Origin of the sequence: Nonomuraea sp. NPDC050556 (assembly GCF_044457355.1) — a bacterium.
Lineage (GTDB): Bacteria > Actinomycetota > Actinomycetes > Streptosporangiales > Streptosporangiaceae > Nonomuraea.
Window position 1 is genome coordinate 2,286,888 of record NZ_JBITGU010000002.1, and the last position, 20,051, is coordinate 2,306,938.

General features: G+C 66.4%; 8 protein-coding genes. All 8 read right to left on the reverse strand.

All coding sequences use genetic code 11. The annotated features are described in order from the left end of the window. Positions 1-401: 401 nt before the first annotated feature. Genes ACIBG8_RS29040 through ACIBG8_RS29075 form a run of 8 tightly spaced genes read right to left on the reverse strand, consistent with a single transcriptional unit; the run spans position 402 to position 19,933 of the window. The gene (locus ACIBG8_RS29040) at positions 402-596 is read right to left on the reverse strand and encodes an MbtH family protein (RefSeq protein ID WP_397346108.1); all 195 of its coding nucleotides are present in this window, start codon (positions 594-596) and stop codon (positions 402-404) included. After that, positions 593-1,903, reverse strand: coding sequence for an aminotransferase class III-fold pyridoxal phosphate-dependent enzyme (locus ACIBG8_RS29045; RefSeq protein WP_397346109.1), 1,311 nt, complete (start codon positions 1,901-1,903; stop codon positions 593-595). The genes ACIBG8_RS29040 and ACIBG8_RS29045 overlap by 4 nt, the downstream gene beginning before the upstream one ends. Next, positions 1,900-5,421, reverse strand: coding sequence for a CocE/NonD family hydrolase (locus ACIBG8_RS29050; RefSeq protein WP_397346110.1), 3,522 nt, complete (start codon positions 5,419-5,421; stop codon positions 1,900-1,902). The genes ACIBG8_RS29045 and ACIBG8_RS29050 overlap by 4 nt, the downstream gene beginning before the upstream one ends. Continuing rightward, on the reverse strand, positions 5,364-6,947 hold the full coding sequence (locus ACIBG8_RS29055; RefSeq protein WP_397346111.1) for an MBL fold metallo-hydrolase: 1,584 nt from the start codon (positions 6,945-6,947) through the stop codon (positions 5,364-5,366). The genes ACIBG8_RS29050 and ACIBG8_RS29055 overlap by 58 nt, the downstream gene beginning before the upstream one ends. Beyond that, complete coding sequence (locus ACIBG8_RS29060) at positions 6,944-7,939, reverse strand: LLM class flavin-dependent oxidoreductase (protein ID WP_397346112.1); 996 nt, start codon at positions 7,937-7,939, stop codon at positions 6,944-6,946. The genes ACIBG8_RS29055 and ACIBG8_RS29060 overlap by 4 nt, the downstream gene beginning before the upstream one ends. After that, entirely contained in the window at positions 7,936-10,347 is a 2,412-nt protein-coding gene (locus ACIBG8_RS29065; protein WP_397346113.1) for a beta-ketoacyl synthase N-terminal-like domain-containing protein, read from the reverse strand. Before ACIBG8_RS29065 ends, ACIBG8_RS29060 begins: the two co-directional genes overlap by 4 nt. Continuing rightward, positions 10,347-16,649, reverse strand: a complete 6,303-nt coding sequence (locus ACIBG8_RS29070; protein ID WP_397346114.1) for an amino acid adenylation domain-containing protein — start codon at positions 16,647-16,649, stop codon at positions 10,347-10,349. The genes ACIBG8_RS29065 and ACIBG8_RS29070 overlap by 1 nt, the downstream gene beginning before the upstream one ends. Then, the gene (locus tag ACIBG8_RS29075) at positions 16,646-19,933 is read right to left on the reverse strand and encodes an amino acid adenylation domain-containing protein (protein ID WP_397346115.1); all 3,288 of its coding nucleotides are present in this window, start codon (positions 19,931-19,933) and stop codon (positions 16,646-16,648) included. The genes ACIBG8_RS29070 and ACIBG8_RS29075 overlap by 4 nt, the downstream gene beginning before the upstream one ends. Positions 19,934-20,051 lie beyond the last annotated feature (118 nt).

The window sequence follows — 20,051 nt, forward strand, 5'->3', positions numbered from 1 at the left end:
GGCGATCACGGCATCTCGCTCCGCAGCCACTGCGCGCAGCTCATTCAGAGCAGCCGACGGCTCCTCACGACTGAACTCCCGGAGGGTCGGACACCCGTTCGCACTGTGACCATCCATCCCAAGATCCCCCGGTATCCAGGACAAACCGGAGCTTCTCCTTAAGCCAGTCCCCAACTCAACGACTGGCGTGAATGGATACCGGGAGTTCCCATCGCGAACAGGCTAGTCGCCGTCGCCAAGCATCCCGTTGGCGCATGTGTACAGCAGGTTGGGCGCGGACTCGGCGCAGCTGCGACCCAGGTCGACAGGGCCATCGGTGAACGCTCGGAGCGAGACTGTGATCTTCGCGAGCGTGAACCACATCACCAAGCAAACGCCTCCGCCGACAGCCGTACGGCGTCTTACAAGTCCGACATCGCGACCCTGAGGCTCAGGGGCCTCATATCGGTCCACACCTCGCCGATGTAGCCCAGGCACTGCTCGCGCGAGCCAGTGAAACCCTCGTCGATCCATCCGGTCGGGTTCGGCCGATTCATCGGCCAGATCGAATACTGCTCCTCATGGTTGATGACCACTTTGGTGTCAGCCGGTGTCACACGTCCTCCTGGTTTTCAATGGCAGTGAGAGCAGAGTCGATCGCATCGATCGCAGTCGTGAGCTGGTTCTCTGTGATAATCAGCGGCGGAAACAGGTGCAGTCGGTTGGCTGCGGCAAGGGGCCATACTCCGCGGACCTGGCACTCGCGCAGCACTGTCCGCATTCGCTCAGTGAGCGGCCCGGGCGCGACGTACGGTGCATACGGCTCACGCGTGGCTCGGTCCGTGACCAGCTCGATCGCCCAGGCCAGTCCAACGCCGCGGATTTCCCCGACGATAGAGTGGCGTTGGTGCAGAGCATCCAGCGCGGGGCCGACAACGTCCTGCCCCAGCTTAGCCGCCCGATCGACCAAGCCCTCGCCGCGCAGGATGGCGAGTGACGCGACAATGGATGCGCTGGCCAGTGGGTGACCCGAGTATGTCAGGCCGCCAGGATAGGCACGGTGGGCAAACGTAGCAGCGACCCTTTCGGAGATGATCACGCCCCCGACCGGCACATAGCCCGAGTTGACGCCCTTAGCGAAGGTGATCAGGTCAGGGGTGACGTTCCATAGATCGACGCCGAACCACGTGCCGCAGCGGCCAAACCCGGTGATGACTTCGTCGGCAACGAGCAAGATACCGAACTCGTCGCACAACCTGCGCACGCCACCCAGGTATCCTTGCGGAGGGACCAGCACCCCGTTGCTGCCGACCACCGGCTCGATGATCAGTGCGGCAAATGATTCTGGTCCGTCCATCTCGATCACCCGGCGCAGGTGCTGCAGTGCTCGTTCACACTCCTCGGCGTCAGTCGAGGCGCCAAACTCGCTTCGGTACCGGTAGGGGGCGAAGAACCGAACGACTGGCGTGGCGCCCGTATCGACCGGCCAGCGGCGCGGGTCACCAGTCACGCCGAGCATGCCTTCGCTTCCGCCGTGGTACGAACGGTACGCAGCCAGGATCTTGGGCCGACCGGTGTGCACCCGGGCCATCCGCAGCGCGTGCTCGTTAGCGTCGGCACCACCGTTGGTGAACAAGACCGAAGCCGCTCCGGGTGGAGCTACCTCGAGAATGGCCAAGGCTGCCTCCTCCCGCACATCTACAGCGAAGGACGGCGCGATCGTGCACAGCTGTGCCGCTTGGTTCGAGATCGCCGCCACCATCGCTGGATGTTGGTGCCCGAGGTGCAGGTTGGCCAGTTGGGCGTGCATGTCGATCCAGCGCTGGCCGCTGTCGTCCCAGAACTCGCATCCAGCCGCCCCAGCCACGCGAACCGGTGCCATCGACGCTTGTGCTGACCATGGGTAGAACACTGGCCCGGTCATACTGCCCTCCGCTCTGCGATTAGCGCCGCCTGTGCGGCCGGTGTCGGTGCAGCGAACACGTCCCTAAGCGTGAGCCGCACATTGAACGCGCGGCGTAGCCTGCCGATCAGCCTGATTGCCGACAACGAGTCACCGCCGAGATCGAAGAAGTCCTCGCTGCTACCGACGGATGGGATGGCGAGCAGCTCCGCCCAGAGTTGGGCGATCTCCGCGCGGAGCGGATCATCCTCGGCAGCGGCTACCGGTATCGTTGTATCCACGCGGTTGACGGTCGGCATGGCCGAGAGCCTGCCGTCGCCGGTCCATCGGGCTCGCACGCCAGTGGCGTGCATTGTAGTGCCCGGCTCGTCAGCATACGGGTCGGCAAGGGAGCCTTCACCGGAGACGTACAGTTCTCCGACGCCACCGATGGGAACCGGACAGCGAGCTGCGTCCAGCACGTAGCAGCGGGCCAGCCGGGGCGAACCATCCGGTGGGAGTACCGGCTGCCAACGCCCGAACATCAGGCCTAGGTCGCGGCGACTGACCGTATCGAGGTCGGCCAGACTCGCTTCGGGCTCGAGTTGATCGAGCATGGCGAGGAACGTTTCCGCGATCCGGCTTGCCGTATCCGCGTTGAACAGTGTCGAGCGGTAATGCAGCGCGCCTTCGTACCTGTCGCCGATGGAGTCCACCGCGAGTGACAGATCAAACTTCGAGGCGCCCTCGTCCATCGGTACCCGACGCAGCTCAACATCGCCGAGCTTGTGGGTATCAGCAAGCCGGGTGCCGAGCCGGAAGGATACTTGCACAAAGGGAGCCACAGCCGGATCCCGCTTGACGCCGGACGCGGCCACGAGTGCGTCGAATGGCACTGCCCGGCTGGACAACGCCGTAAGCACCGCCGCCCGTGCACCGGATAGCAAGTCTCCGACCGAACCGTGCAGGTTGAGGCGCAGACGTATTGGCACAAGGTTGGCCAGGCAGCCGACGACGCCTTGGGCCGTATCTTCCGCCCGATCCACCACAGGCGTACCGATGATCAGATCGTTGCCAGCACCATACCGGGACAATGTGTGTGCGAACGCGCCGAGCAGTATGGCGAACGGCGTCGTTCGCGCATCAGCGGCGAGCGCCTCGACGTGACGCTTGGTTGCGTCCGGGAGTTCGAACGCGATAGTACCGCCACGATGGTCGGCCCGGTCCGGACGCGGCTGGTCCAACGGCAACGCGACCACGTCCGGTGCACCGGACAAAGCCTCGAGCTGGCTCGTCAATCGAGCCCTAAAGTCCGGCCCCGCCATCCATTCAGCCTGTTCGCGGGCGAGGTCGACATACTGGTTGACCACCGGCGGCAGCAGCGAGGGCTTCCCGTCGGCGTACGCCGCGTAAAGGGTGGCGAGTTCAGACAGTACGATCTCAGCCGCGACCGGGTCGGCCGCCACATGATGCAGGACCACGATGAGGCCAATGCCACCGTCGACCAGGCGTGCGGTGGCGGCCCGTATCGGCCACTCCCGGCCAAGGTCGAACTGCGTGCGCGTGATCTGCCGTACGCGGTCGTCCCTGGTCCAGTCTTGATCCGCCGCAAGGCCGCGCAGGTCTAGTCGAGTCCAGTCCAGCCGAGCTGGCGAATGTACTCGTGCGACCAGCTCGCCGTCGACCTCACAAATCGTGGTACGCAACGCCTTGTGCCGCTGGACGACCTCGTCCAACGCGTTGGCGAGCGCGTCGATATCGACTGGGCCGGACATCTCGTACGCGGCGCCGAGATGGTAACTCCAGCCAGTATCGCCGCCTTGTTCTGCCAGCCAGATCCCACGCTGGGCGGTCGTGAGCGCCACACTGGTCGGTGCGGTACGTACAGGCAACGTCAGTGCGCTGCACTCGGTACCGTGCCGAACGGCGAGCACCGGGGCCGGATGGCGTATTGGCGTCTCGGCATTGTCCGCGTCGGCACCGGTCAGCGCGAGCCGCAACCGAGTGCCGACAGCGAACCGATACGCGGCTGGATGTAGTGTGATCGTCACCTTGGTATCCGGACCCAGCCGCAGGCACCCCTCGGTCACGTACCGGCTCGTACCGTCGGATGCGACCGCCTCTAGGTACGCGAACACATGTACGTCCGGCTGCGGTGCTGAGAGTGTCAGGTGCAGCACCGGCTCACCGACGACATCGAAGTCCCGGTCCAATGGCGCCGAGGTGTAGGTGTACGCCCGGGCATCGTTGCCAGCCAGGTTCGGGTAGTCGTACGGGGCGCCGTAGCCGCTGGCCCACCGGCTTGTGCGGCCGGTCGTAGTGGCGTAGTCAACCGGGTACTGTCCGATACCGGCCGGGCCTGGCTCCGGTGCCAGCCAGCCGCCGATGCCAAGCTCCCACTGCTGAGATTCCACATCGCGCGGTGGCCAGGTATCGGTCGTCACCCAGCCGGGTGCGCCGTCGATCGCGTACCGGATCCGCGGGCCATCGGTAACGTCGTTGTCGACGCCCTTCAGCCAGTGGTCGAACCAACGTACGTGCTCGTCAGCCAGATTCAGACCAGCCCCGCCCATCAGACCGCCGGTGTGTGGCCACGGTCCGATCGTCACCCGGTGCGGCGCGGGCAGCGCCTCGGCCCAGCGAACCGCGTCCCGGGCCCACACGTCATACCAGCCGCCGAGGTGGTGAATCGCGACATGGCTGGTTCGGATCGCCTCGATCATGGCAGCCGGGCTGCGGGTCACGTACGGCCGCTCGGTCGAGCCTGGCAGTGCCGCGTCGCGGTCACGCAGCGAGGCGAACATGCCATACACGTCCCGGTTGCCGGTGTGCTCAGCGCGAGCGGCGGCCAGCAGCGCTCCGTCCGGATCGTCGTCCAACGGCGCGACCGGGCCGGCCTGGTCCAGGTAGGCCACATCGGCGCCCCAGGCGCGGGCGAAGTCACCGCGGAAGATTCCGCCGTCGTATGCAAATGAGTAGAGGTCGTACAACGCCATCTGGGGGAACACCGCGCACAGACTGGGCGGCGCAGCTATGGCCGCAAGATACTGCGACACGCCTAGATATGAACGGCCAAACATTCCGACCCTGCCGGTGCACCAAGGTTGGGCAGCGAGCCACTCCGTGACGTCGTACACATCGTTCATCTCGGCCACGGCAAATGGGCCGTCGCTGCACCCGAACGACGCGCCACTTCCACGACTGTCCACCACCGCGACCGCGTACCCGTGCCCGATCAGCCGCTCAGCCAGTGGGAAGCTGCGCAGGGAGATATCCATAGGGGACACCTCGTCGATGCCCAGATCAGCGACCGACTCATCGGCGAGCTGCCTGCGTATTGCGGCCAGGTGGTCCTCGCGTTGCGCTCGAGGCGTGACCTGGTGGTACCGATCATGTGCCCACACCACTGGGTACGGCCCCGCCTGCGCCGGAAGGAATAGGTAGACGGCCAGCCGAGTGCCATCACGTACCGGAACATACTGGGACCTCAACGTCCATGCGCTCATGACAGCTCCGCTCGACCGTAGAGCTCGCTGGCCGGTACCCCGATCGCCGCGCATGATTCGAAGAATTCGGCCATCTGCCGCAGCTGATACGACTCAGGCGTGTAGCTGGTCGCCATGACGAAACCTAACCACGGCTCGCGGCCCATCGCGTAGATGTGTGCTCGGACAGCTCGCAGTCCACGGATGATGCCCATCGCCTCAGCCGCATCGGAGCCGTTCAGCTTGCGGGTACGGCTCATCTTCTGATCCAGGCGACGGGAGAACAGCGGTCCGTACAGCCAGGACAGCGGTGCGCCGTCGCATTCCATGCCGAGAAACGCGAGATCCACGTCCCCGATAAGCTCGTGAATGCGTTCAAATAGTTTCGCGTCCACGCCGCGATTGTCCGCGCCGAAGTAGAGCGTCCGGGCACCGGTGCGCACCGCGTAGGTCACCTTGGCACCGATGTCCAGGTCACAATGCTCGCCGACGAATGGGCAGACCACAATCTCGCCACCTGCGAACGGCAGAATGTCGCCCGGCTCCACGTCAACTACACGCGGGAAGCCCAGCGCCTCCAGGCAAAGCCGCAGCGATGGATCTTGTAGGGCGCCGCTGGTCGTCTTCGGCACTACCATGGTGCCGATCCGGTGACGCAGCTTGAGCAGTGTGCCGAGTTCCAGATGGTCCTGATGACCGTGCGTGATGATCACGTAGTCGATGAAGTCGGGTACGTCCGCATGCGAGTACCGGTCCTCGCCGCCGTTGTCGGCAATGAATGGGTCGGTCATCACGGTCGTCCCGCCGGTCTCTACAACGACGCAGGCGTGACCGAAGTAGCGGATCCGCTCAGTGCCAGCCACTCCGTTACGATCCACGTGCAGCCCGCACTCAGTGTCGAACAGTGTCGCGAACGTCTCCCGTTCCGCCTCAGGCACCTCAAACGCGGTGCACAGTTCTCCGAACGGCCGGGGGCTGGACATCGCCGCGAACAGCTCGTCTATGCGTCCGTCGCGCAGCGGCATCCGCGTCTGCAGATGGCCGCGGCCTGGGAACCGCGGCGTGGTCATCGCGAATGGGCGATCATCGTCAAGACAGCGGGCCAGATCCACCGCGTGCGCGGACTCGTCGAAGTATGCGCGATACATCATCTTCTCGGCCAGCCGGACGCGAGCCTGGTCGCTCAGGTCGTAGACGAGCTCGACTAGGCCGCGTAATGGCTGCGGTACGTGCGCATACGCTGGCGTCAGGTCAAAGCCATCGGCGAGCTTTGGCAGCGCGACAGCCAGCTGGTCCAGGGCCGCGGCCAACTCCGGCAAGGCAGAGGCCCCAATGCGGGCGGTCAAGGCCTCGACTTGTGAGATCGACTCATCCGGCAGGTCGACGAACATGCCGCCACGCAACTTCGGGTCACGCGCAGACCGCTGGTGCATCTGCGGCGCTTGCTGAAACGACTCGAGCAGTGGCAGATGCAGCTTGGTGAAGTTCATCGCCGCAGGACCAGGAGCGACCAGGTTCAGCCAGGCATAGTACTGGTGCACCAGCGGTTCCAGCGCGACGTCCGGTCGTGTGTAGACCTGCTGGTCGGGCGTATAGGTCATGAGCGGGCCTCACTCCCAGATCCGGCGAGGCGCGAGCGGACCAGCCGGGCCACCTCGGCAATGTGCAAGTATTCGGCCTCCTCGACGGGCGTGTCGACGACGAAAGTCGACACCCCGGCCGCAGCCAGTTCTGTGAGCCTGTCGGCCACCGCCATATAGTCGCCGACCAGATACGGCCCGTCGGCCTGGCCGGAACGGAACGGCGCCAGCCAGTACATGCCGCCGTCGGCGTAGCCGTCGGCGGCCTCGTATAGTCGCGTCTTCCACACCGAGTCGGTCTGCGCCATGCTTGCCTCGACCAGATCGCGGCCCGTCTCATCGGGTGGGAACGCTGCGTAGGCTGCCTTAACAGCGTCTTCCTTGTCAGGACGGGCTACGATCCCTACATGCAGCGCGCCAGCGTCGCAGGTACCAGTTTTCGGCAGCATCCGGATACTGCGCGCGCCAACGCGCGCGGCCAATTCCATCGCGGCCGGCGATTGTCCGGCAAGGAAGAGACGCGGTGCGAACCCGGCTGGGACCGGCGGTGTGAGCTGCAGGTGCGACACCCGGAAGTACCGGCCGTCCAGACTGTAGGGCCGGGGGCTGCCAAGCACGCCGCACATCACGTCGACATACTCGCCGAGCCGCGCGTACCGCTCGTCGTGAGCCACCGTGTCACCAAGAGCCGCCATGTCGCGCAACGCGGTACCCGTAATTAAGTTGAGGTCGATCCGCCGCCCGTACAGGTCTACTAGCGACTGAACCATACGCGCGGCGGCGTATGGGTGCATGTAAATCGGGTTGACCGCCACCAGCGGGTGCAGCCGGCTCTCGGCCAGAACCGCGGACGCGGCCAGCCACGGGTCGAGGACCGCGCCAGCGCCGGTGAACAGCAGGATTCCGTCCAGTCCTGCCTCGTCGCTCCAGCGGATAACTTGGCGCGCGTTCGCAGTGTACGAGCGCAGGTCGGCGACGCGTGGAACCACCGAGACGAAGTCGACGAAGCTCATCGCGGATCTCCCTCGTCCAATGTTTCGGCCGCGAACGCCGCCCGAATTTCGGCTGCCTCGCGCAACTGGTTGTCGATGAGGATGGCCAGCTCCTCCACCGTCGGTGAGGTCAGGAACGTACGCAGCGAAAGTTCGACGACGAACAAGTCGTTGAGCTCGCCGAGCACCTGTGCCGCGTTCAGCGAGTCGCCGCCCAACGCCAGAAATGAGTCATTCACGCCGACCGCGGCAATGCCGAGCCGACGGCGCCAGACGTCGGCGATCACATTCTCCAGTGGCGTTCGCGGTGCGACCAACGCGGTCGGTACTGCTGGCCGCACGGCCAGTACCGGTCCGATGGCCGCTGCCGCGTCGGCTATTGTCGACGGTGGGTCGATCCAGCAGCGGACGCGGCGGAATGGGTAGCCGGGCAGGGCCACGCGGCGCGGTTCCGAGCCCGTGTGCAGCGCGGACCAGTGCACCGGTACTCCAGCCGACCAGGCCGTACCGAGCGCATGCAGCAGTTCGGCCTCAAGGTCGCCGTGGCCGAACTCCAGCGGCGTCACGCCGCCTGGCAGCGGTGCCGGGTCGGGGTAGTTGCCTGTACGTATTGCGTCAGCACCGGCGGCCAGACTCAATCGGCCGTCGATTACTGAGGCCGACACTGCACCAACACCTACACCGGTGGCGGCGGAAAGCTCCAGGCCGCAGTCGGCCAGCAGCCGCGCAATGCCATACCAGGTGAGATAACCCTCGAGCACTGGTTCGAAGCCACCGAGAGAGCTGGCTGCTGCCCCGCACCGCTGAGTCAGCGCTGGGTGTGCGAGTTCCATCGGCGTGCCAGCCAAGACGAGGCCGAACTGCGGTTGCTCACCGACCAGGCTTGCGGCCGAGGCGACCAGCGCCGCGACCGGGTCGGTGCCAGTCGGCACCAGGGCGAAGCCACGGTGTGTCAGCGCACGCCGACCGACCTGCGTCGTGTACGCGACATCGGCAAGCCGGTCGCCCGTGGCTGCCAGATGGGTGGCCAACCGATCGCGGACCAAGCCTGCGGCCTCAGCGTCATCGCCCGAATACAGCAGCAGCGCCGGCCGGGGCGTAACGGCTGGAACCGGCGGCGGAGTCGGCGCCTGCTCAAGGATCACGTGCACGTTGGTACCGCCGACGCCGAAACTGCTCACGGCGGCCCGTCGCGGGCCATCCACGTCCGGCCATGCGGTGTGCGTGGCGTTGACTCGCACCGGGCCATCGGCGAGCCCAGTCTGCGGGTTCGGCTCCTTGTAGTGCAGTGATGCCGGTAGCTCCGAGTAGTACAGCGCGAGGACTGCCTTCACGAGCGATGCAAGCCCAGACGCGGTATCGAGATTGCCAATGTTCGGCTTGACCGAGCCGATGAGCAGCGGCTCGCTGTCAGCCCGGTCGCCGTAGGCTTCGGTTAACGCGGCCACCTCGATCGCATCACCCATCAGTGTGGCCGAGCCGTTGGCCTCAACGTACTGTACAGAGGACGGTTCGACCGCTGCCAACCGCAGCGCTGAGCGGATCACAGCGACCTGACCGGACCGGCTGGGCGCGGTGAAGCTCACCTTGGCGGCGCCGTCGTTGTTCACCGCAGTCGCCTTGATCACGGCGTAGATTCGGTCGCCGCTCGCTTCAACATCGGCGCGGCGGCGTAGCACCAGCGCGCCAGCACCATCGCCGACGAAGTAGCCGTTGGCCGACGCGTCGAACGAACGACAGCGCCCGTCCGGTGAGTTGACGCCGTCCAGCTCATGGCGGTATCCGCGCGGTAGCGCGCACTTGACGCTGGCCGCGCCAACGACAGCTGCGTCCGCCTCGTAGTTCAGAAGCGCATTCACAGCATGGTGCAGCCCGACCAAGGCGGACGAGCAGTTCGTCTGCACGGCCAGGCTCGGTCCGGTAAGGCCCAGCTTGTACGAGGCGCGGGTGGCAATATTGTCTTTGTCGCTGGACACCGACATAGACAGTCGGCCGGTCGCGCGTACCAATTCGGCATTTGGAAGCAGGTTCTCGAATAGGTACTGGTTGATCCCGCAGGACGCGTACACGGCAACCGGACCACCGAGGTGTAACTCTTCCACGCTCGCGTCCTCCAGTGCCGACCACGCGCACTCCAGAAACACCCGATGCTGCGGGTCGAGCAGAGACGCCTCGCGCTCGGTAAGGCCGAACAGGCCAGCATCGAACTTCTCGGCGCCCTCGATGCCTGACCAGATAGGAACGTACCGCGGGTCGTCACGCTCGGCCGCGAGTACGCCAGCCGCGTCAAGTTCCGGCGGTGTGATTCGGCGCGCCGTTTCCCGGCCGTCACGCAGCAGTTCCCAGTAGGAGCCGGTATCCGACGCCCCCGGAAGGCGGACGCTGATCCCCACGACAGCGATGTCCAGCGAAGGATCTTCGATACTCACTAGATACCCCTCATTCGTTCGCGCTTCAGCTGGCGGCCCTTGGCCGCCTCAGACGTGTCCCGCCGGTCGCCCGGCGTGCCGGGCTGGCCCGGCCCCGCAGCAAGCGGTTCGGCCTCGGACAGGAATGCGACGATCTTCCGAATCGTTGTGTGTTCGTACAGATCGACCAGAGGGAACGTCCTGCCGGTGTGCTGCTGTAAGACGATGTGGACACGTACCAGGCTCAGAGAGTTGCCGCCAACATCGAAGAAGTTGTCGTCTACGCCAACCGCATCCACGCCGAGCACCTCCCGCCACAGGTCGATCACGACCGTGACCAGCGGCACCGTTCCAGCTCGCGGTGCTATCGCCGGTACGGACTGAGCAGCCCATCGCCGGGCGACCGCGCCGCGGTCGACCTTGCCCGTGTCGGTCGTCGGCATGCGGTCGATGAGCTCGATCGTCGGCACCATGAAGTCGGGCAGGACCGCCCGCGCGTGGCCGTGCAGCGCCCCACGCAAGGCGCGGCGCCCTGCCGCCCATAGCGGATCATTGGCCACAGGCTCGTCGGTACTGGCGTCGTTCGTCGGCCAGGCGACTTCGGCCACCTCGTCGCCCACTGGCCAGAAGCGAAGGTCCATCGCGTACGCCATGCCAGAAGCAGCCGCAGTCACGTCCAGCCGACGGCCAGCGGCGTGCGCGGCTAGCCACAGGTCCTCGGGATCGGCGTCCGGTCCGGCGCCGGCCTCGACGGCTACCCCGAGCCGCCTGACCGCAGCCACGGCACCGTTCAGCCGGGCGTTGGGCACGTCACGTACAAGCACAGGCCGATCCCTGTCGCGGCGCAGTCGCTCGCGCAGTGCTGCGAGCCCGGTCCACTCGACATCGTCCGGAATGAACGCCCCGACCGGTGCCTGGCCGACGTGCAGCACAATGTCGTTCCGGTACGAGGTCAGCTCGTTGTGGGTACGTCCACGCTTTTGGTGGATCTCCACCCGGAACACTCTCGGCAGCGTGGCCGGGAGTGCCTCGAAAAGGCGACGGGAGCAGACCAACTCCTCGTCCTCCATCCGCCGGCGGCCAGCGCGGTCGCGAAGGATGGCCGGGTCGGCGTCACCGCCCGCAGCGATCTCGACCGCGGCGTAAAACGCGTCGGCCAACTCCAGGCTGCGCACGTCGCCGAGGTAGACCCGTCCGCCATCGGTGACCGCGTCGACTGCCCCACGCAGCACTTCGAGTAGGTACTGGTGACTGGGAAAGTATTGAGTGACGGAGTTGAGCACGACCGTGTCGAACGAGCGCGGCGCTATCCCGGAAAAGTCTGTCGCCTCGGCGAGTCGAGTCTCCACCGCTGGGTCCCACTCGGCCAGCAGCCGCAACGCCACCTTGGAGATGTCGGTACCGAGATACCGCTCGCAGTCCGGTGCAACGGCGAGCGCGATGTTGCCGGTGCCACAACCGATCTCTAGCAGGTGCTGCGGCTGCCAGCCGCGAACGCGGGCGACCGCTTGGTCGGTCCATTCGCCGATCTCGGCCGCGGTGAACGGTCGTCCGGTGAAGCTGCTGGTCCAGACGCTGGCTTGTCGCTGCTGGTCGGATCCAGCTTCGTCGTACACGCGGTCATAAAGCCCTCGCCAGGCTTCCACCCGAGCAGCGTCCGCGTTACCTGCACCCGGCGCTGCTGGCACCACTGAGGCGACCAGGCGTCGGGTGTCCGCCTCGTCGCCAACCACGGCAACCGCGACCGCAGCGACGGCCGGGTGCCTGCTGAGTACCGACTCGACCTCGCCCAGCTCGATCCGGAAGCCGCGGATCTTGACCTGGTGGTCAACCCGGCCTAGGTACCGTAGCGTGCCGTCGGCCTCGACGCGGCCGCGGTCGCCTGTGCGGAACATCAGTGAGCCGGGCGGGCCATACGGGTCGGGCGTGAACCGTGCTGCAGTCAGCGCCGGCTGATTCAGATAGCCGCGGGCCAATCCGGAACCGGCCACATAGATTTCGCCGGGAAACCCCCGGGGCAACGGACGGCCAGCCGCGTCGAGCACGTGTACCCGCATATTTCCGATGGGGGCGCCAATCCGTCCTGCGGAGCAAGGAGCGTCCACCACACCGAGCGTGACGTCAGCCGAGACCTCGGAGGAGCCATAGAGGTCTACCAGCGTGCAGCCTGGCAGCGCTTCCCGCCAGCGGTCGGCCAGGTCGGTCGGCAGAGCCTCGCCGCTGGAGTGGCAGTACCGCAGCGCTGCCAGCAACCGTCCAGCGTCTGGTACTGAGTCCAGGATCGCGCGCAGCAATGACGGCACCGCGACAAGGCGGGTCACGCCATGCCGAGCGAGGAGTCCAACGAGAGCAACCGGGTCGCGGCCTGTGTCGTCCGGTACAACGACTAGCGGCGCGCCGGATACGAGGGGGAGGAACATCTCGCCACCGGAGTCGAAAAAGCATAGGGATGTCTTGTGGCTACCCACCTCGCCGGGCGCGTACGGAAAGCGGGTCAGCACGTCAACCTGCCGGTTCGTGATGCCTCGGTGTAGACCGAGCACGCCGTGCGGGGTGCCGGTGGACCCTGAGGTATAGACGACATAAGCAAGGTTGTCCGGGTGCACAGCGACGACCGGATCGTGGTCCGGCTCAACCGCCAACTCCGGGTCGTTCGGATCGAGCACGGTCGGTCCGGGCAGGCTCGCTGCCGCGGCCAGATCGGCCACGAGTACGCTGGCGCCGGAGTCGGCGACCATAAATCGCAGGCGCTCAGTCGGGTACGCCGGGTCCAGCGGCACGTACGCTGCACCGGACTTCAGCACACCCAGCACCCCGACCAGGCTGGCGACTGAGCGGGGTAGCAGGATTGCCACCCGATCCTCGGGGCCTATGCCGAGCGCGATCAGTCGGTGCGCTAGCCGGTTCGCGGCGCGGTTCAACTCCGCGTAGCTCATCGGTGCACCCTCGCTGAGCACGGCTGGAGCGTCGGGTGCCGTGCGTACCCGATCCTCGAACAATCTGTGAATGCATGTGTCCACCTCGCGCAGATCCGGTCCGACCAACGTTGCCTGATCGTGCGTCGGACCGGCCGGCGAACGCGTGGACATAGGCGCATCCGGGTTGTCGCACATCGAGGCCAGCAGCCTCGAAAGCGCGTCGGTCACGGCCGCGACGGTCTCGTGGTCGAAGAGGTCAGCGTCGTAGTCGACGGTGGCCAGGAGCTCCCCCTGGTGAACCGCGGCGTACAGCGACAGGTCGAAGTAGCACACCTCGTGTGGCACCGGCCGGGCATGCAGCCGCAGATCGGACCAGCCAGCGAGCTCGCCTGTGTGATTCATCAGCAAAGGAGCGAGGCCATGCTCGTCGGTACCGCGACCGTGCTGGTAGGCGAAGACAGCGGAGAGTGCGGGAGCGCCCGCCTCGGCCAGCTCCCGGTATGGAATGTCGGCACAGTCCGACGCGGCGACCACGTCGGCGGACACGGCCCGCAGGAACGCGTCCACCCTTGTGTCCGCGCCGGCGTCCAGCCGGACCGGGAGCGGATTCGCCAGATATGAGACTAGATCTGCGAAGCGGGCGCGAACACGTCCTGAGTGGACAAAGCCGATCGTCAGGTCGGTTTGCCCGGCGAACCGGCCAAGCACCGCTCCGTACGCCGCGAACAGCACCACGGGCACACTCACACCAGCCCGTCCCGCCAGGCTCGCGACGCGTTCGGTGAGGTCGGCGGGCAGCCGGAACGCGTACGAGCGGCCACGGAACCGGCGCAGCGCCGGCCGTGGGTGGTCCGTCGGCAGGTCCAGGGCTGGCGCGCTGGAAAGCTTCTCCGCCCAGGTCTGGGCGCGCGCTCGAACATCGGACCGGTCACGCTGCGCGAGCTGCCAAGCGACGAAGTCGGCTGGCCCGACTTCCGGGGGCTCCCCTAAGTCCTTGTCCCGGTATGCGGCGGCTAGCGATTCGACGAGCCTAGTCAGCGACCACACGTCCATGACACCGTGGTGCGTGGTGAGCTGGAGCACCGCCCGGTCGGCGGCGACTCGATACAGCACTGTCCGCAGCAGCGGCGGCTCAGTAAATGGGTCAGCCGCTTCGGCAGCCAGCGCCGAGTCCAGTTTTGCCGCGGACCAACCGATTGCGTCCGAGTGGTCGAGGGTGACCGGCGGCACCGCGACCAGCTCCTGCACCGGATCACCACCGGTCAGGACAACCTGTGTGCGGAGCGCCGGGTGGCGGGCAGGCAGGCAAGCGACCGCCTTGGCCAGCCGGTCCACGTCGAGTAGGCCCGTGATCTCGATGGCTCGCGACAGGTTCAAGCTGCCGCCCGACTCCGCGTAGCGCTCCTGGAGCCAGATGGCGTGTTGGCCGGCGGACAACGGGAAGCGGCCGCTGTCGTCAACAGCCGGCATGTCATCCGGAGTGGATCGAAGGGTCGCTAGGTCGCCTGCCAGATCACTAAGTCCGCGGTCGGCCAGCAGCTCAACCAGCGGTACCCGCACGCCCGTCGTGCTCTCCACCAGGTGCTGAAGCTCGGCCGCGCGCAGCGAATCCAGGCCGTACGAGGTCAGGCTGCGCACTGGATCGAGCGTTGCCAACGGAACACGCAAGACGCGGGCGGCGAGGTCGACGAACGAGCTACCGACTGGGGACGACCGAGGATCCGGTGCCACAATCCGCGCAGTACCGGCGGCATGAACGGCCGCGCAGTCTGTGCGGCGTATCTTGCCGCTCGTCGTTACGAGCACCGTTCTCGGCGCCACGCCGACGATCTCGTGCAGCGTAACTCCATGCCTGTCTGCCACTGCGGCACGGGCGTCGGCCGCGATGGCGGCGGTCCAGGTTGATTCCGGCGTACCGCGCACCTCGTACCAGGCGACCAGCGCCTCTCCGTCAGACGTATCAACGCCGAACACCGCGATCCGACCCGCGATGTCGGTGCAGGCCTCGCGAATCGTTGCCTCCACGTCCTCCGGATGCACGTTCTGACCGCGAACCACGACGCAGTCCTTGATCCGGCCGCGAACGAATAGGTTGCCCGCGTGAGTGAAGCCGAGATCGCCGGTACGCAGGAATCGGCCGTCGGCACCAAACGTGGCCGCTGTCGCGTCCGGTCGATTCCAGTAGCCCCCAGTCACACTGTCGCTGGCCAGCCAGATCTCGCCGAGGAGGCCGTCGGGCAATGCTTTCCCGTCCGGTCCGGTCACTCGGATCTCCATGCCATCGACCGGTGCGTAGCCGACCAGCTCGACGAGGTCGGCCAACGGCGAGCGGGGAGGCTCTGCAATACCGTCTCGTAGCTGGTCTACGTCAAACCCGACCACGACCTGATCCGCCGTCCCGGCTCGCCCGGCCGCAAGCAGCGTGCCCTCGGCCAGACCGTAGCAGGGCAGAAATGCCTCAGGCCGGAAGCCTGTGCCGCGCATCGCACGTGCGAACGTGCGCAGCGTCGAGGCTCTCACCGGCTCGGCGCCATTGAATGCAACAGTCCAGCTGGATAGGTCCAGGCCAGCCCGGTCGGTATCGGTCGTTCGGGCCGCGCACAGGTCGTAGGCGAAGTTGGGCCCTCCGCTGATCGTCCCCCGATACCGGCTGATCGCGCCCAGCCACCGGCTGGGCTCACGGATAAACGCCGCCGGATCCATTAGCGCTGTCGGCACCCCGAGGTAGACCGGCGTCAGGATGGTGCCGATTAGGCCCATGTCATGGTGTGGCGGTAGCCAGCTCACCATTCGGCTTTCCTCAGTGAACCCAAACGAGGAGCGGATTGCTCGGAGGTTGTGCAGTAGGTGCGCATGCGACACCATGACGCCCTTGGGGGCGCTGGTGGTGCCCGACGTGTACTGCAAGAATGCGAGGTCAGCGCCAGCACCATGGTGCCGTGCCCAGTCATCCGGCGCTGGCGGTATCTCCTCCACACACACCACCCCGCAGTCTTGATCAGCCAGGATCGCCGCTACGTCCGGGCTGACCGTGATCGCAGCCGAGGTAATGACCGCGCTGGCTGCCGAGTCCCGCACGATGCGCCCGATCACCGCCGCGGTGCTGCGGTTCACGCGCGCCGCCAGCGGCACTGGAACGGCGCCGGCGTATATTACGCCGAAGAACGCCGCGACGAAGTCGGGGCCGGCAGGCAACAGCAGCACGACACGGTCGCCGGGGTCGGCGTACCGGGCCACGGCCATACCGACTGCGCGTGCCTGGGCGTCTAGGCTCGCATAGTCGATATCGATAGCGTCCGCGTCACTTAGAAACGTTACGGCGGTATGGTTAGGCTGGGTCACAGCCTGAGTGGCCAGCGCATCGGCCAACGTCGTCGCGTCCGCGATCTCGGTGGACAGCGTCATCGGGTGGTCTCCTGGTCGTTGCCGAAACGCCGGGCTAGCTCTGCGATCGTCGGGTTGTCAAAGATGGCCGCCACTTCCACCTCGCGGCCGAGATCGGCCGCAGCACTGGCTAGGATTCGAATTGCCGACAGCGAGTCGCCGCCGAGGTCGAAGAACGACTCGTGGATACCGACTCGCGGCAGGCCAAGGATCCGGATCCAAATGTCGGCCAGCGTTCGCTCCACTTGGTCTCGCGGCTCGTCGTAGCGCCCAGCCATGCCAGACTCGGATGCTGCCGGTTCGGGCAGCTCGGCGAAGGCAACCTTGCCGTTCGCGGTGTACGGCACGGCCGGGATGGCCACGAACGCGCTCGGCAACATGTAATCAGGGAGCTGGGTACGCAGCTGCGCCCGGACTGTATTGATGTCGGGCTGCTGGGCGGTGACCAGGTAGGCGACCAGCCGCTCGCGGAGCACGACGACCGCGTCGGTTACGCCTGGCAGGGTGCGCAGTGCAGCTTCGACCTGGGCAGGCTCTATGCGGAAGCCACGCAGGTTGAGCTGGCGGTCGACCCGGCCGACGAACTCGAGCGCCGGCTGCGCCCACGGTCGGTCGTCGCCCGGTCGGAAACCCCACCGGACGAGATCGCCGGTGCGGTACAGCCGCGCGCCGTGATCGCCCGAGAACGGGTCGGGTACAAAACTCGCCGCGGTCGCATTCGGCGCACCCAAGTACCCGTGGGCCAGACCCGGCCCACCTACATACAGCTCGCCTACGGCGCCTGGCAACGCGAGCCGACCGTTCGCGTCAAGCACGTATACGCGCACGTTGCCCATCGGGCGTCCAATCGGTACCACCGGCCGCTCGTCGAGGGTCACCGGCCAGGCGGTGCAAGACACCGAGACTTCGGTCGGCCCGTACAGATTGAACAGCGCAACATCGAGCTTGTCGCGGATCAGCCGGGCGGTCTCCGCCGGAAGCTCCTCCCCACCAGACACGATGCGTCGGAGCGAAGCCAGTCGCGCCGGCTCGACGGTGTGCAGCAACTGGCGCAGCGCGGTGGGGGAAAAGTCCGCGTCTGTCACACCGTAATCCTCGATCACTGCCGCGATCCGCCTCGGATCGAAACCGGGCGTATCGGACATCTGGACCGAGGCCGCGCCGTACATCAGCGCGCGGAACAGCTCATCGATCGAGACGTCGAATACAGGTGCCGCCTTGCGCAGCACCCGGTGCGTACTATCGAGCGGGTAATTCGCCTGTCCCCACACCATGCGGTTGACGAAGCCGCGGTGAGTAACCATGACGCCCTTCGCCCTGCCGGTAGAGCCGGACGTGAAAATCACGTACGCGAGGTCATCCGGTCCGACTGGCACGTCCGGCGCGGTGCGCGGACATGCCGCCACGTCGTCGGCCTCGGCGTCCAGGTCGATGACCCGCCGCCCGGGCCGCCAGGCTTCGTCAGCCTGCACTCCGGCCGACACGACGACGGTCGCGCCAGCCTGGGCGATCAAGTCGTCCCGGCGCTCCGGTCGGTCGTGAGAGTGCAGCGGCACGTACGCGGCACCTGCCTTCATTACGGCGAGGATCGCAACGATCTCGCCGGCCGAGCGCGGCAGACACACTGCAACACGCTGGCCGCGCCGGACGCCGAACCCAGCGAGGTGGTGGGCTAGCTGGTTCGCCCGCTCATCGAGCTCGCGATACGTCAACCGCGTGTCGCCGTCTATAACGGCTACCGTGTCCGGCACCGTTGTAGCCCGGTCGGCCACGATCTGGTGCACCGACCGCGAGTCACTCGGCATAGTGGTGGCGTTCCAACCGACCGCGACGAGCTCTACCTCCGCCTCAGTGAGTAGCGGAATGTCCCAGACTGCGGTGTCACTCGCGCCGGGAAGCGCGGCGAGCAGGCGCTCCATCTGCTGGGCTACCACTCGGATCTGAGCCGCCGAGTAGATGCTCTGGTCGTACTCGACCTCGCCGATCAGGCCCTGGTCGTTCTCAGTGATCCAGACCGAAAGGTCCATCCGTGCCCGCCCGGTGTCCGCCTTATGGAACTCGATTTCCAGGTCGGGCAGCCGAAGCGGCTCCATAGGCGTGTTCTGCAACGCGAACGCGATCTGGGCGATTGGTTGGTGGCTCCGAGTCCGTATGGGCTGCAGCGCGAGCACAAGCTGCTCGAACGGAAGATCCCGGTCGTGGTATGCGTCCAGGCAGGACTCGCGTACCCGGTCCACCACGTCGGCCATGGTTGGCTCGCCGCCGACATCAGTGCGGATCACGATCATGTTAAGGAAGCAGCCGATCAACCGGTCAACGTCGCGACGCTGACGGGTCGCGATGGGCGAGGCAACCACAATGTCCCGTACGCCGGTATGCCGCGCCAGCAGCACCTTGAACGCGCCGAGCAGCGTCATGAACAGTGTCGCGTCCCGATTGCGGCTCCAGTCCCGCAATCGATCAGTGGTGGCCCTGTCGACGCGGAACCGCTCGACTGAGCCAACGAACCGTTGGGCAGGAGGCCGGGTGCCAGAGATGGGCAGTTGCAGCAGCGGCGGCGCATCGCGTAAGGCGGCGCTACGGCGGGCGGCCGCAGCGGCGATCTGCTCTCCGGTCAGGGCTGCGCGCTGCGCGGCCGCGTAGTCGCCGTACTGGATGGGCAATGGCGGCTTGTCGATACCGGCCCCGCCGTTGAGGAACGTTGGGTATAGCTCGCCGACCTCATCTGCGAAGATCGCGAACGACCACAGGTCGCATACCAGGTGGTGCACAGTGATGCCGAGCACGACGCTCTCCGGCGCGAGTCGGAATAGTACCCCGCGCACCAGCTGACCGACGGACAGGTCGAGAGGACGGGCCATCTCGGCCTGGAACGAGGCCAGCAGTACCGGGTCGTCCGGTAGCGGCCGCGCGTCAGGCAGATCGCATACGACGAGATCAAGCGGGCGAGCCGCGTTCACCACCTGGTGCGGGCCATCGGCATCAGCCACGAACGCTGTACGCAGGATCTCGTGCCGTTCTATGACCGCCTCGATACTCCGAACCATCGCGTCCAGATCCAGTCGGCCACGCATGATCAGCAGCATGCCGTCGTTGTGGTGGACGGCACCCTCCTCGATCTGCTCGATGAACCACAGCCGCTCCTGAGCCTGAGACAGCGGCGTACGGTTACGGGCCCTTGTGGTCGGCGCGGCTTGGACGGCAGTGCCGGCCAGCCGTTTGGCCAACCGGGCGCGCGCCTCCGCCGGTAGCTCGGCCAGGCGCTGGCCGATGTCCGTGACGGGCGTCCGGTTCGGATTGTCCATAGATATCCCGCAATCGGTCGTCGGGCTGCGCAGACGGCTGGCATGTCGGTGAGGAATCAAATCACGCGAACGCTGTCGAAATCACCTGACACAAATCGGGGACAGGACATACCGCGCT